This window comes from Erythrobacter donghaensis, from assembly GCF_001557325.1.
Lineage (GTDB): Bacteria > Pseudomonadota > Alphaproteobacteria > Sphingomonadales > Sphingomonadaceae > Erythrobacter > Erythrobacter donghaensis_B.
In genome coordinates this window covers 1-489 of record NZ_LSJS01000242.1, presented here as the reverse complement: position 1 = coordinate 489, position 489 = coordinate 1, and the positions used below count along the sequence as shown (strand labels likewise).

Genomic DNA, 489 nt, shown 5'->3' with positions numbered 1-489 from the left:
ATGCCAGGAACCTGTCCTGGCTGGTCGAGGAGCGCGGGATCGAGCCGCACATCCCCGTGTTCGACAAGTCCGCCCGCCGCGACGATACCTTCGAGCGTTCGGCCTTCAGCTACGACCACGACGACGACAGCTATATCTGTCCTGCCGGCAAGCGGCTGCGCCAGAGGCAGAAGGTCTATCGCGAGGATCGGCCGTTCGTCGATGAGAACGGCATGCTGCGCTACCGCGCCAGCAAGCTCGACTGTGACGTCTGCGCTCTCAAACCGCGCTGTTGCCCGACACAACCAGCGCGCAAGATCCTGCGATCAGTTCACGAGGGCGCCCGGGAGCTCGCCCGCGATATCGCCACGACCGACGCCTATCTGGTCTCGCGCCGCCAGAGAAAGAAGGTCGAAATGCTGTTCGCGCACCTCAAGCGCATTCTCAGAATGGATCGCCTGCGCCTGCGAGGTCCAAACGGCGCAAGAGACGAGTTCCTCCTCGCCGCCA

General features: G+C 63.8%; 1 protein-coding gene. It reads left to right on the top strand.

Annotated features, from left to right (window positions below):
* A partial coding sequence (locus AX692_RS14535) for a transposase (RefSeq protein ID WP_196491805.1) occupies positions 1–489 on the top strand: 489 nt, incomplete at both ends.